Source organism: Acinetobacter sp. WCHAc010052 (assembly GCF_002165295.2).
In the GTDB taxonomy this organism is placed as follows: Bacteria; Pseudomonadota; Gammaproteobacteria; order Pseudomonadales; family Moraxellaceae; genus Acinetobacter; species Acinetobacter chinensis.
This window is the reverse complement of sequence record NZ_CP032143.1, coordinates 2,823,843-2,837,139: the sequence shown is the minus strand read 5'-3', so window position 1 is coordinate 2,837,139 and position 13,297 is coordinate 2,823,843. Positions and strand designations below refer to the sequence as shown.

Here is a 13,297-nt window from a genome sequence, read left to right as displayed (position 1 = left end):
ATACTCCCTGTTTTAAAATAAAAGCCCTATTACTCAATAGGGCTTTTTGCTAACGTATATACAGTTAAAAATAATAAAGAGAAAGGGTGGGCACAGATGATTGAAACAATATTAGGACTCTGTATTGGTATAGGCTTAAGTGCCGCCTGCGGATTTCGTGTCTTTGTCCCTTTACTGGTCATGAGTGTCGCTTCCCTGATAGGCTGGTTTGAACCCATGAAAGGCTTTGAATGGCTGGCAATGCCGTCGGTCTGTATAGGACTGGCTGTGGCAACAGTCTGTGAAATTGGCGCGTACTATATTCCCTGGGTGGACAATGCACTTGATACCGTTGCAACTCCCGCGGCAATGATGGCAGGCACTCTGACCACCATGGCTGCAAGCACGGGTGAAATGTCTCAGTTTGCCAGCTGGGCAGCAGCGATTATTGTGGGTGGTGGAACAGCAGGTGCTGTACAGTTAAGTACAGTGGCTGTCCGTGGTGTTTCAACTGCCACGACTGGAGGAATTGCAAACCCTGTGGTTTCGACAGGAGAATGGATCAGTGCGCTGATCGTTTCATTACTGTCTTTTGTTGTTCCCGTACTGGTAGTTGTAGTTGGTATTATTCTGATGGTGATTGTGATCCGCTGGGTACGTAAAAAACGTCAGGAAAGCAGTATTCAGAGTTCAGATGTCTGAAAGGTTTTGAGATTAAAAAACAGTGGATTTCAGGTTGTTCTGGCAATATGAAATGATCCCTATGACTGGATAACAGGTCAGTGATTATTTCAGCAGTACGGATAGAGCAGTAGATACAGCTGTCTTTTTATGATGCGCTGTTGTGAACAGATGATGAGTTGAAAATATTTCAGACGATGAAAATAAAAGACCGACGATTCGAGTGATGATGAAATCGTCGGTCAAAAAAGCATTTGCCCTGAACAGTATGGCTGCTGTTCAAATTGTTCAGAGCGAGCTAAACTTATTGCTTTAGAAAGGTCACCGAAAATATTGTGGATGCCAGTACAAATTATCGGATTATTCAGACCTTGTACCTTATATAACGCAGGGGGATGTGGATTGGTTGACATAAAAATGAAAAAAAATTCAATTTTTTTTATAATTCTTTTTCAGTACTGAATGGTTCGGCTCTATGGTCTCCCTAACTCGATATTTTTTATGGTTTTTTCTGTTCTGTATCATTTTCACCTGTATCTGTGGAGTACTGGCAGCGATATTACCTCAGGGTGTAGGTGGTATTTTAACAGCAGTTCCTTATCTGGTTGCCATGATACTGGTGCTGTATAAATTTTTAAAACAGCAGAAACGCGCGCCTACACAGGCAGAACGTAAAAAAATCACCCTCGGTTTCTGCTTGATTTTCTGGGGTTATAATATTGTCTTTCTGCTTCTGGGGCTGGTGATATTTTCACGGAACAGTCCTGATGTCTGGCAGGATTTTATGATGTATCTGAGCCAGTCGCAGTTTATGGTTGTCGTGTTTATCATGTTTCTGTTACTGGCTATACCGCTGTATCTGCTGACATGGTGGTTTTATGGCAAACAGGCAGAGCGCATGGCTGAAAAAATGTTTTCCTGAGCCTGGGCTGCTGTTCAGGCTGTAGCCGCTGTCAGATATTATTTATTTCCTGGAATATCCTGATGTTTTGTTGTAAATATTCATAAGTTTTCATAAGAAACCTGCCTGTTTTTTTGTATGCTGGTCAGGAACAGACAGGCTTTTAAAGAACAGTAAAAATAACAGACAGAATAAAGAGGGGCTTATGATCAAGGATACGGTACTGGTGACAGGTGCATCTGGGTTTATCGGTCAGCAACTGGTGAAGTTTCTGCTGGAGCAGGATTATCAGGTGATTGCGCTTTCCCGAAAAAAACAGGTAGCAAATCATCCCAGCCTGCAATGGGTTCAGCAGTTGAGTGAAATCCGTAATCCTAAGATTGATTATGTGGTAAATCTGGCCGGTGAAAGTATTGGTCAGGGACGCTGGACAGATGCCAGAAAGCAGACTCTGATTCAGAGCAGGGTGCAGACCACAGAAGAAATTTATCAGTATCTGAAAAAACAGAATATTCAGCCAAAACGGATTATTTCAGGTTCTGCTGTTGGGTATTACGGTATAGATGCTGCAGAACAATGGACAGCAGTCTGTGATGAACAGTCAGCACCACAGAACATTTTTATGTCTGAACTGTGTCAGCGCTGGGAGCAGGCAGCATTGAGAGATACAGCGCAAAAGACCAAAATTATCCGTCTGGGTGTGGTCTTTGGTAAAGGTGGCGGAATTCTCCCTCAGATGCTGCTTCCCATTAAACTGAACCTTGCAGGTAAAATCGGTTCAGGAAAACAACCGATGTGCTGGGTACACATGCAGGATGTGATTCAGGCGATTCACTTTCTGTTTAAAGATGATTCTACAACACAGATTTATAATGTTGTCGCACCTGAGCGCAGTTCTCAGAAAGCATTTGTCAGTACGGCATCACTGTTACTGAAACGCAAACCCTGGTTCAGTATGCCTGCATGGTGCATGCGTCTGCTCATGGGTGAACAGGCTCAGCTGGTGCTGAATGGTCAGTATGTAAAGCCTGTAGCTCTGGAGCAGGCAGGCTTTAAGTTTCAGTATCCTGTTTTAAAATCTGCCCTGAAACAGATTTTATCCATGGACTGAGCTTTTTAAACGCTCAGGATTGTAGGCATCTGGGTTGACCAGTGTCGGCTGTTTAAGGATGAGCTGTCTAAGCAGTCGGGCTGAACCTGGACCCATGCATAAGCCGTTACGGTGATGTCCGAAATTTGCCCATGCATTGTGCAGTTCAGGCAGTTTTCCGATATAGGGAACACCCGTCGGAGAACCGGGGCGCAGACCTGCCCACTGTTTTACAACAGGGAAGTTTGCAAGTTCGGGCACCATTTCTGTACAGGCTTTAAAAATATTCTGCTGGGTCTGTACGGATGGCCGTTTATCAAAACCGATATTATCCATGCTTGAACCACAGACAATATGCCCATCCATACGTGGAATCAGATACATGACCTGATTCATACACATGGTGGGTAACCAGTTCTCGGGTGTTTTAAACAGCAGCATCTGACCCTGTACGGGCGCGACAGGAATACTGAGCTGTAACTGTTCTGACCAGTGAGCAGACCATGCGCCTGTAGCGATGATGTATTCATCAGCTGTGAATGTCTGTCCACTTTGCGACTGAATGGACTGGATTTTTCCATGCTGAATGGAAAACTGTTCGATCCAGCAGTTTTCATAAATTTCTGCCGCTGGATGCTGTTTCAGGTAGGCAAGCAGTGATTGAAGTAAGCGGGGATTTCGTACATTGGCAAGCTGCGGAAAATAAATGGCATGCTGAAACTGTTCGGAAATATGTGGATTGACCTGTTTCAGCTGTTCACGTTGCAGGTATTCACACTGCTGCATGGGTTCCTGATAGAGGTCTTTATAATTCAGACCGGTTTCAAAGTCATCTTCATCAAAAATCAGCATACCTGTTTCATGAATCTGAAAGTCTGTACCTGTTACGGGGAGCAGTTTTTCATTCCACTGGGTATAGAGTGTTTTGCCGTGCTGGGCAATCTCGTTGACAGGGCGGGGATAGCGCCACGGATACATGGGGGAAAGAATGCCTCCGCCTGCCCATGAGGCAGCTTTACCTGGTTGCTGCTGGTCAAAGATACTGACCTGACAGCCTTGTTCTACAAGTTCAAGTGCAGTGAGTAAGCCACTGACTCCTGCTCCGATAATGGCGATGTGCATGGTGTGATGTGCCCGTACAGGATTTTATAATGTAATTCAGTCAGCCATTTTTAGCTGACCGGAGCTCATATATGAACAGTCCGAAGAACAGTGTCATTATGAAAACTCCCTCTCCTTTCAGGAGAGGGCTGGGGAGAGGTACTGAACAGTAAAATCCCTTATCGGACTCTGGAGCCGTTGCTCCTCGTCACTGAACCTGACATGGTGCTGAAGTGACAAATATAGAGTCAGCAGTGTTGAGACTCTTATACTGAATGGACAAGGGGTAAATCTTTACTTCATCTCTTTTAATTTACGTGCAGCTTCTTCAGCAAAGTAAGTCCAGATGCCATCAGCACCAGCACGACGGAAGCACATCAGTGATTCCATGATGACGCTGTCAGATAACCAGCCGTTCTGAATGGCTGCGGCAAGCATGGCATATTCACCACTGACCTGATAAACAAATGTGGGTACGCCAAAAGTGTCTTTGACTTCACGAACAACATCCAGGTAAGGCATCCCCGGTTTGACAATCACCATGTCAGCGCCTTCCTGAATATCCAGGGCAATTTCATGCAGGGCTTCAGCGCGGTTACCGACATCCATCTGGTAATTGTATTTGTTGCCACCTTTTAAGTTGGAAGATGAGCCCACAGCATCACGGAATGGACCGTAGAAGCTGGATGCATATTTTGCAGAATACGCCATGATGCTGGTGTAAATATGTCCATTGCTTTCCAGTGCCTGACGGATCGCACCGATACGCCCATCCATCATGTCACTCGGTGCAACAACATCTGCTCCGGCTTCAGCATGGCTTAAAGCCTGTTTGATCAGACACTGTACCGTTTCATCATTCAGTACATAGCCGGTATCATCAATAATACCGTCCTGACCGTGTGTGGTATAAGGATCAAGTGCACCATCGGTGATCAGCACCATTTCTGGCAGTTCTTTTTTCAGCAGGCGCAGGGTATTCTGAACCAGTCCGTCTTCATGCCATGCCGCTTCTGCTGTTAAACTCTTGTCTTCCTGTGGCGTTACAGGGAACAGCGCAAGTTTTGATACACCAAGTTCAAGCAGGGTTTCAGCTTTTTTCAACAATAAGTCAGCAGACAGACGCTGAACATTTGGCATACTTGGAACATCCTGGGTCTGGTTTTGACCAGGCAGTACAAATACAGGATAAATGAGATGGTCTGCCGTCAGCTGGGTTTCACGAACCATGGCACGTAATTTGTCATTTTTACGGATACGGCGCATGCGGGTGGCTGGAAAAGCTGGACGATTGAACGTATAGGTCATAACAATCTCATTGATCAGTATTAAACTTGACTTATTGTAGCCCTGGAACAGGCAAAGGGTTAAGTGAAAATGCAATTTTTATTTCAGCAAGGGAATTCGGGCACATGACGAATGAATCAGAAAAGAGTTGGACGGGAAATATCCATTTAGGCTCGAAGGTGGATCTTGAAGTCGTATTCAAGCAGTTATGTAAAGCATTCAACAGTTCGCCATTTTTTGGTCACAACAGTATGACCATGCGGGTAGTGGATGGACAGATTGAAACATATGTGGAAATGAAAGCAGAAATGATTGGCAATGTCGCATTTCAGATTCTGCATGGTGGTGTGGCTGCCACAGTGCTGGACAGTATTGGTGGCATTACCGCTATGGGTGAACTGTATAAGCGTTCAAATCCGGACGAACTGGCAGATACAATGAAGAAAGTCAGCCGACTTGCCACGGTGGATATGCGGGTGGACTATCTTGCACCGGGTCGTGGGAAATATTTTATTGCCCGTGCAGAAACACTGCGTATGGGGCGTAAGGGTTGTACCATGCGTATGACTATGGTCAATGATGAAGATAAGCCGATTGCAACAGCCATTGCTTCCTATGCCTACTGAGTTTTAAAGTGTACTGAACAGTACAGAATGTACTGTTTCTGTCAATAACCGCCATCGAAATATGCATTTCAATGGCGGTTTTTTTGTCTGAATATTTTTTATAATCAAGAGTATTGTGTGGAAAAGTACAGATGTACTGCGTAGTAATATTTTTATTCTCATAATATGATTTTTACCTGTAAAATCACTTATCAAAATTTTAAGAAGCAGACCTGGGTCATTGTCATCAAACCAAAGCAGAAAGCATATTAAGTTTATGTTCAGTTGCTGCGCTGTTTACTGATGTTTTGAGCAGGTCCAGAAAACCAGGAATATGCGATGACTGAAGCGCAAACCACGAATACCTCCTCTGAGGAAACTCCAATGGATCTGGAGGCAAAGCAGAAACGTAAAAAATTGCTGAAAATTTTTGCCCTCATTGTGATTGCAGCCGCAATTCTCTATGCCATCTGGACGCTGATCTTCGGAAACACCGTTGAAACGGACAATGCCTACGTGGGAGCGGAGACTGCGGAAATTACATCCATGGTCAGTGGGCAGGTGGCTGAAGTCAAAGTCAGTGATACCCAGCAGGTTAAAAAAGGCGACATACTGGCGGTCATTGACAACAGTGATGCAAAAATTGCACTGGCGCAGGCGCAGGCAGAACTGGCAAAAGCCAGACGTCAGTACTCTCAGAGTTCTGCGAACAGCAGTTCACTGTCATCCCAGATTCTGGTCAGTGCAGATGACATCAACAGTGCCAAAGCTCAGGTTGCACAGGCAGAAGTTGCCTATACGCAGACTCAGCAGGAGTTTGCACGTCGTCAGCAGCTGAGTGCAACTGGCGCAATTTCCAAAGAGGAATTCAGCAAAGCACAAAGCGCTTTAAACAATGCCAAAGCAAGTGTGGATGTGGCAAAGGCAGCACTGGCGCAGGCAGAATCAAAACGAAAAGCTGCACAAAGTAACCTGGATGCAAATGAAGCACTGATCAAAGGAACTTCGCAGGATTCAACACCGGATGTGCAGGTGGCTCAGGCAAAAGTTGAACAGGCATTACTGGACTTACAGCGTACAGAAATCAAAGCACCGCTGGATGGTGTGGTTGCACGTCGCAGTATTCAGGTGGGACAGCGGATTGCACCTGGAACATCTTTAATGAAAATTGTTCCTGTCTCAGCACTTTATGTCGATGCAAACTTTAAAGAAAGTCAGTTGCAGAATGTCAAAGTTGGACAGAAGGCTACACTGACCTCAGATTTATACGGCAAAAAAGTGAAATATCACGGGACTGTGATTGGTTTTTCAGGGGGGACAGGTTCAGCATTTGCTTTGATTCCAGCTCAGAATGCAACAGGGAACTGGATTAAAGTGGTTCAGCGTTTGCCTGTAAGAATCAAACTTGATCCTAAGGAACTGGCAGAGCACCCGTTACGTGTCGGTTTATCCATGACTGCCGAGGTTGATACCTCATCTGCGAAGTAATCGCTTATGAATACAGCAAGTTTTCATGGCGAACTGAAAGGCGGGCGTTTACTGCTGGCGGCTTTCTTTTTAGCCCTTGCCAACTTTATGGTCGTCCTGGATATGACCATTGCCAATGTTTCTGTACCTCATATAACTGGTAGCCTTGCGGTTTCCAGTTCTCAGGGAACCTGGGTCATTACATCGTATGCGGTTGCCGAAGCGATCTGTGTACCATTGACCGGCTGGCTGGCTGGGCGTTTTGGTGCGGTTCGGGTCTTCAGTGTCTGCCTGATTGGTTTTACTACATTTTCCATTTTGTGTGGTCTGTCCAACAGCCTCGCCATGCTGGTGATCTGCCGTATTGGTCAGGGGCTGTTTGGTGGTCCAATCATGCCGCTCAGCCAAACGCTGCTTATGCGGATTTTCCCACCTGAAAAGCACTCTCAGGCAATGGGCATGTGGGCAATGACCACCGTTGTTGGACCGATTCTAGGACCCATTTTAGGGGGTACCATCAGTGATAACTGGTCGTGGCACTGGATTTTCTTTATTAATATTCCTGTAGGTGTGATCTGCGCCGTGGGTGTGATGCGCCTGATGAAACCGGCAGAAACACCGATTGCCAGACTGCCTATTGATACAGTTGGTTTAACACTTCTGATTGTCTGGATTGGTGCATTACAGCTGATGCTGGATTTAGGGCATGAACGGGACTGGTTCAACAGTGCTGTGATCTGCGTGCTGGCTGTTGTTCTGGTGGTTGGATTTATTGCCTTTTTCATCTGGGAATATTATGAAAAGCATCCTATCGTCAATATTCAGATTTTCAGATACCGTGGTTTTACCATTGCGACCATTTCCCTGGCTTTTGCCTTTGCAGCGTTCTTTGGCAGTATTGTACTGATTCCGCAGTGGTTACAGATCAATTTAGGATATACCGCTTCGTGGGCAGGTTACCTGACAGCAACCATGGGCTTTGGCAGTCTGTTAATGTCACCTATAGTGGCAAAAATGGCAACTAAATATGACCCTAGAGCGCTCTCCAGTTTTGGTCTGATGATACTGGGATGCGTCACGCTGATGCGCTCATTCTGGACCAGTGATGCCGACTTTATGGCACTGGCCTGGCCGCAGATTATTCAGGGGTTTGCTGTTCCATTTTTCTTTATTCCATTGTCCAATATTGCACTGGGTGTGGTACGTCCCGATGAGGTGGCTTCAGCTGCTGGTCTGATGAACTTTATGCGGACGATGGCAGGGGCAATTGGCGCATCCATTGCGGTGACCATATGGGATGACCATACCAAACTGGCGCGCAGTGAAATTGTTTCGACCATGCATGTGGAAGAAACACAGCGGAATCTGGTAAACAGCGGTTTCAGTCCGGAAATGGCTTTGGGAACCATCTCAAATCTGGTGGATAAAGAGGCACTGACCCTATCGGTTAATCATGTTTTCCTGATTTTTGCGATGGTGTTTATATTTGCAGGACTGATTATCTGGCTATGTCCAAAACCCAAAGGCAGTGTTGGGGCGGGACATGCACACTGATTGAATGAAATGAACGGTTTAACAATCCGGTATTTATTTGCCGGTTAAAAAAGCAGGAAGTACTCAACGGTGCTTCCTGCTTTTTATTTTGATATGCCTGATACCTGTTTAGTAGCTGGATTTTGCCCGATTGAGAGCACTGTTCCATTGCTGTAAATGCATCTGTCGCTGATCTTCACTCATATTGGGTTCAAAAGCCCGATCCAGTTGCCAGGATTCTGAAATTTCCTGAAGATTGCTGAATATACCCATTTTCAGTCCTGCCATGGCTGCAGCTCCCCAGGCGGTTGATTCGAGCAGTTCAGGACGAAGAACAGGAACATTCAGAATGTCAGCCTGAAACTGCATCAGCATGTCATTCTGACTGGCACCACCATCGACCCGAAGCTGTTTCAACGGTTGGTTAATGTCTGACTGCATGGCAGTCAGTACATCAGATACCTGAAAAGCAATGGATTCAAGTGCTGCACGGGCAATGTGTGATTTGTTTGTCCCACGTGACATACCGCAGAGCAGGGCGCGGGCATCACTGTCCCAGTGAGGCGCACCCAGTCCTGTAAAGGCAGGAACTAAAACCACACCGTCTGTATCATTGACCTGACACGCCAGTTTTTCGACTTCAGCGCTGTTTTTAATAATCCCCAGACCATCTCTGAGCCACTGGACAATTGCACCTGCCATAAAAACACTGCCTTCAAGGGCAAAACTGGATTGTTGCTGACAGTTCCATGCCAGTGTGCTTAACAGCTGGTTATGACTGTATTGCAGGTCAGAGCCTGTATTGAACAGCATAAAGCAACCTGTTCCATAAGTGTTTTTTGCCGTTCCCGGCTCGAAACAGGACTGACCAAACAGGGCAGACTGCTGATCGCCCATAACCCCTGCAATAGGAATCTCAGCACCAAGTAAACCTGGTGCTGTATTGGCAATATGCGTATCAGAGGGCTGAATTTTTGGTAAGACTGAAGCAGGGATGTTGAACAGGTCAAGCAGAGACTCATCCCATTGCTGAGTTTTCAGATTCATGAGCATCGTGCGTGAAGCATTACTTGCTTCAATGACATGCTCAGCCCCCTGGGTCAGATTCCAGATCAGCCAGCTGTCTATGGTACCGAATGCGACATGCCCCTGTTCGGACAGTTCTCTTAAACCCTCTGTGTGATCCAGTAACCAGACCAGTTTTCCTGCACTGAAATAAGGGTCAATACGCAGACCTGTAATCTGATGAATCTGTTCAAAATGATGCTGTTCAATCAGACTGTTGCACCATTCTACCGCCCGACGGTCCTGCCAGACAATAGCCGGTGCAAGCGGATGCCCTGTACGTCTGTCCCAGACAACAGTGGTTTCTCTTTGATTGGTCAGTCCGAGTGCTTTGATGTCTCTAGCAAGAATATGAGCGGAAGCCAGGGCTTGCTGAACAACCGCAATCTGGGTGGACCAGATTTCCTGAGCATCCTGTTCCACCCAGCCTGAATGTGGAGTTTTAATCTGGATCTCTCTTTGAGCTGTTGCATGAACTTTTCCGTGTTCATCGAAGATAATTGCCCGACTGGAGGTCGTTCCTTGATCAAGTGCGAGTAAATAGCTCATATTTTTTATAATTAACCCTTGAAAAAAACAGATGGTAACGCAATGATGTCATTAAGCGCATGAAGTTCTGTAAATGTAGTGAATTATCCACATAGTTTGCAACAGTTATGCTATAATTGCGTGGTAATTTGGGGGTGTTTCTGGCTTCGACGCTGGTGATGAAACTCATAGATGCATGTCGAGAGCGCATTTTCTCTCGTAAATCAAATTTGCATTTTTTAGTCGCAAACGACGAATCATACGCTCTAGCTGCCTAAGGGCAGCTTGTCCGTCTCTCCGAATACTTGTGGTTAGAGAGCCCGACTGAAGCGCACGCACACAAGTCCGTATAAAACCAGGCCTCGGGGTTTTGTACTAAATTAAGAGGATCGCGATTTGTACCCTGTTCGTCGGGTCACAAAGAGTTAAAACAATAGACGATATCTAAGCATGTAGTATTCTCGAGCGTAGTGCTGGCGGACGCGGGTTCAACTCCCGCCACCTCCACCAAAATTCTTTCCGAAGTAATCCGTCGGAGTATAAAAAAGCCTTTAAACTCAATGTTTAATGGCTTTTTTATTGGCTGTATTGTCCGATGCTATCCTAAGCGATTTGACCCTATTTTTGCTTTGTGTGGGTAAAAATTGGCAAAATTTACCCAGAAATTAACACAACAAATTCTGGTTAAAAATATGTCACTCACAGATGCAGAATGTAGAAAAGCTCAACCGAAAGATAAGCAATATCGTCTATCAGATTCACATGGTTTATCGCTGATTATTACGACTAAAGGTCAGAAGTATTGGAATGTCCGCTATACCGTTCATGGGCAGCGTCAATCTGAGTCACTAGGACCATACCCAGAACTTAGTTTGAAAAAAGCTAGAGAAATGGCTTATGAACTTAAGTATAAACATTCAAAATCAGTACTTCATGAGGACATAAAGCCTTTCTTTAAAGAAGTAGCTGAAGATTGGTTTGAGAATCAGAAAGAAACGTGGTCCCCGAAGCACATTAGCAATGTCAGAGCATCTCTAGATGAATTGTATCTTTCATTAGAAAATAAGCGTATTAATCAGATTCAAGCACCTGAAATTTTACAGATCATAAAAAAGATTGAGGCAAGAGGCTCACTTGAAGTAGCCAAACGTACCTTATCTCGCTGTGGTATGGTCATGAAGTACGCTATTGCACACGGCTATCGCTACGATAATCCTGCAGGTGATTTGGTCTATGCGCTAAAAAATAAGCGTGTGAAAAATTTAGCATCATTACCTGCTTCAGATATGCCTGAATTTCTAAGAAAAGTTAGAGCTTATCCAAGTGATGCTCAAACACACCATGCCATTATCCTGATTATGCTTACAGGCGTTCGAGTCAGTGAGTTACTACAAGCACGTTGGGATGAGTTTGATTTGGAAGGGCGTAAGTGGGATATTCCTGAAGGCCGCATGAAGAACCGATTGCCACATCGTGTGCCATTGACGGACATGATGATTGAGGAACTGCAAGCTTTAAGACTTACCCATAATCAAGAATTTCTTTTCCCACATCGTCTAAGTAGTAAAGAACCGATGCGTAGTGAATCCATTTTGGCAGTCATTAAGCGTTCAGGCTATGCAGGTCGAATGACAACACACGGTTTTAGATCGCTATTCAGTACAGTTGTAAATGAATCAAATTTATTTAATCCCGATGCGATTGAACGTCAACTTGCTCATGTTCCTCAAAATAGAATTCGATCCGCTTATAACAGAGCGCAGTATTGGGATGAGCGGGTAAAAATCATGGAGTGGTATGGGGAGCAGGTAAGTGAGTGGTTACGTATTCCTCGTGGTTGAAAAAAAATTAAATTTGAAGACGTATAATTCAAAAAATGGAAGAATCTGATCAGGATAAGAATTACCCTGGTCAGATTTAAAAACAGTTAAGATGTAATTTGAAGGCTTAAGTCCATAACCAGGCATTTGTTGATAAATTTTATCAAAGCTGAATATGCTTTAATGAATAAGGATTCAGTACTTTGAATTACCATTTTCATCACACATTTCTTTCAGAAACATTTGATGGATGAGTTCTTCCAGGATAGTAGCCTCAGACTGATTTTTAAAATCTGATAATTTTCTGAGCTCTTCTTTAGCCTTTTTTGTAAGCGGAAGATGGTAGTGGTTTTTTACTTTATTTCCATCTCTGAATTTTTTTTGGCTCCATGCTTTATTTACCTTATTCATTAAATTTTCATATTCAGTGTTGCTATAGTATAAACAGTAATCCAAGTATGCTGTAATGAATAACTGATCATTTTTATGGTTTGTTTGAGTATATTTCGTTTCATTAAAATAATTGTATTTTTTTTCTAAGTACACATAAACCCAATCACTAAAATCTTTATCCTCTAATTTTGTAACATGAATTTTCCCTGTGATTTTAACTTTCGTATTAAAAAATGTAAGAGCCTTTTCAATAAGAGCATCTTTTCTGTATGTGTTTAAGCTGACTGTGAAGTACCAATTGACTAAAGACATATACGCATTTTTCTCATAATGAAAGTAAAATATATCCCTGTTTTTACTCTTTATATAATTAAATAAAAAAGCACAGATTCTTTTATCATTTTTTATATCAATTAGAGTCTCTGATAGACTTTCTTTACTGTTCTCTATTTTATTGAAAAAATCATAAATCTGTTCATTAGATTTTAATTTTTTTAAAAGGCTAATAAGGTCTTGTCTGATTTCATTAAAACTTGAAAAATATTTCAACTCATTCTGTTTGTCATAACTTCTTTTAAAACCATTTTTTGAACTTTCTTTGAAGTTTAAAAACTCTAAAAGAATCCAAATAATATCTTCTTCTTTGCGACCTTTTAAAGCCTTTTCAATTAATTCTTGTAATACAGCATCTGACATTTTATTGGTGATTCTGTCGTTGGGATCTTCCATATTGATTGAATCTTTAAGATGGAATGGATTGGTTTCAAAATTTGGCATTTGGCAACCTTTTTTGTAGAGATTTCCGTAGTATTTATGTAGTGATTATATACAAGTTTTTAGATATATA

11 protein-coding genes and 1 other RNA gene are annotated in these 13,297 nt (G+C 43.6%); 8 read left to right on the top strand and 4 right to left on the bottom strand.

What is annotated here, in order from left to right; translation table 11 throughout:
• The first annotated feature begins 99 nt into the window (after positions 1–99).
• The 3 genes from CDG61_RS13880 (at position 100) to CDG61_RS13870 (ending at position 2,672) form a co-directional block, all read left to right on the top strand.
• The gene (locus CDG61_RS13880; protein WP_087549663.1) at positions 100–681 is read left to right on the top strand and encodes a DUF4126 domain-containing protein; all 582 of its coding nucleotides are present in this window, start codon (positions 100–102) and stop codon (positions 679–681) included.
• A gap of 454 nt (positions 682–1,135) precedes the next feature.
• Positions 1,136–1,582: an ABZJ_00895 family protein gene (locus CDG61_RS13875; RefSeq protein ID WP_087549593.1), complete on the top strand. Its 447-nt coding sequence runs from the start codon at positions 1,136–1,138 to the stop codon at positions 1,580–1,582.
• A gap of 184 nt (positions 1,583–1,766) precedes the next feature.
• The gene (locus CDG61_RS13870) at positions 1,767–2,672 is read left to right on the top strand and encodes a TIGR01777 family oxidoreductase (protein WP_087549592.1); all 906 of its coding nucleotides are present in this window, start codon (positions 1,767–1,769) and stop codon (positions 2,670–2,672) included.
• Here the strand turns inward: CDG61_RS13870 and thiO are convergent.
• Together thiO and hemB are read right to left on the bottom strand one after the other, a co-directional pair.
• Entirely contained in the window at positions 2,658–3,773 is a 1,116-nt protein-coding gene (gene thiO / locus CDG61_RS13865) for a glycine oxidase ThiO (protein WP_087549591.1), read from the bottom strand. The genes CDG61_RS13870 and thiO overlap by 15 nt on opposite strands.
• A 273-nt stretch (positions 3,774–4,046) precedes the next feature.
• Positions 4,047–5,060, bottom strand: coding sequence for a porphobilinogen synthase (gene hemB / locus CDG61_RS13860; protein WP_087549590.1), 1,014 nt, complete (start codon positions 5,058–5,060; stop codon positions 4,047–4,049).
• A 104-nt stretch (positions 5,061–5,164) separates the two neighbouring features.
• Between hemB and CDG61_RS13855 the strand changes: the two genes are divergently transcribed.
• The 3 genes from CDG61_RS13855 to CDG61_RS13845 all read left to right on the top strand — a co-directional run bounded on the left by CDG61_RS13855 (position 5,165) and on the right by CDG61_RS13845 (position 8,665).
• Positions 5,165–5,665 (top strand): thioesterase family protein, encoded by a 501-nt coding sequence (locus tag CDG61_RS13855; protein ID WP_087549589.1) that lies wholly within the window; start codon positions 5,165–5,167, stop codon positions 5,663–5,665.
• Between the two features lie 318 nt (positions 5,666–5,983).
• A complete protein-coding gene (locus CDG61_RS13850; protein ID WP_087549588.1) occupies positions 5,984–7,132 on the top strand; it encodes an HlyD family efflux transporter periplasmic adaptor subunit in 1,149 nt (382 codons plus the stop codon).
• Positions 7,133–7,138: 6 nt separating this feature from the next.
• Positions 7,139–8,665, top strand: coding sequence for a DHA2 family efflux MFS transporter permease subunit (locus CDG61_RS13845; protein WP_087549587.1), 1,527 nt, complete (start codon positions 7,139–7,141; stop codon positions 8,663–8,665).
• A 108-nt stretch (positions 8,666–8,773) separates the two neighbouring features.
• Here the strand turns inward: CDG61_RS13845 and glpK are convergent, their stop codons facing one another.
• Positions 8,774–10,258, bottom strand: a complete 1,485-nt coding sequence (gene glpK / locus CDG61_RS13840; RefSeq protein ID WP_087549586.1) for a glycerol kinase GlpK — start codon at positions 10,256–10,258, stop codon at positions 8,774–8,776.
• Between the two features lie 130 nt (positions 10,259–10,388).
• On the opposite strand from glpK, the gene ssrA reads away from it, so the two are divergent.
• Positions 10,389–10,747, top strand: a transfer-messenger RNA (tmRNA) gene (gene ssrA / locus CDG61_RS13835).
• Positions 10,748–10,929: 182 nt separating this feature from the next.
• Positions 10,930–12,078 (top strand): tyrosine-type recombinase/integrase, encoded by a 1,149-nt coding sequence (locus tag CDG61_RS13830; RefSeq protein ID WP_087549585.1) that lies wholly within the window; start codon positions 10,930–10,932, stop codon positions 12,076–12,078.
• A 174-nt stretch (positions 12,079–12,252) separates the two neighbouring features.
• Here CDG61_RS13830 and CDG61_RS13825 read toward each other — a convergent pair whose 3' ends face one another.
• Positions 12,253–13,227 carry a hypothetical protein gene (locus CDG61_RS13825; RefSeq protein ID WP_087549584.1) on the bottom strand — a complete coding sequence of 325 codons (975 nt, stop codon included), beginning with the start codon at positions 13,225–13,227 and terminating at the stop codon, positions 12,253–12,255.
• Between the last annotated feature and the right edge of the window lie 70 nt (positions 13,228–13,297).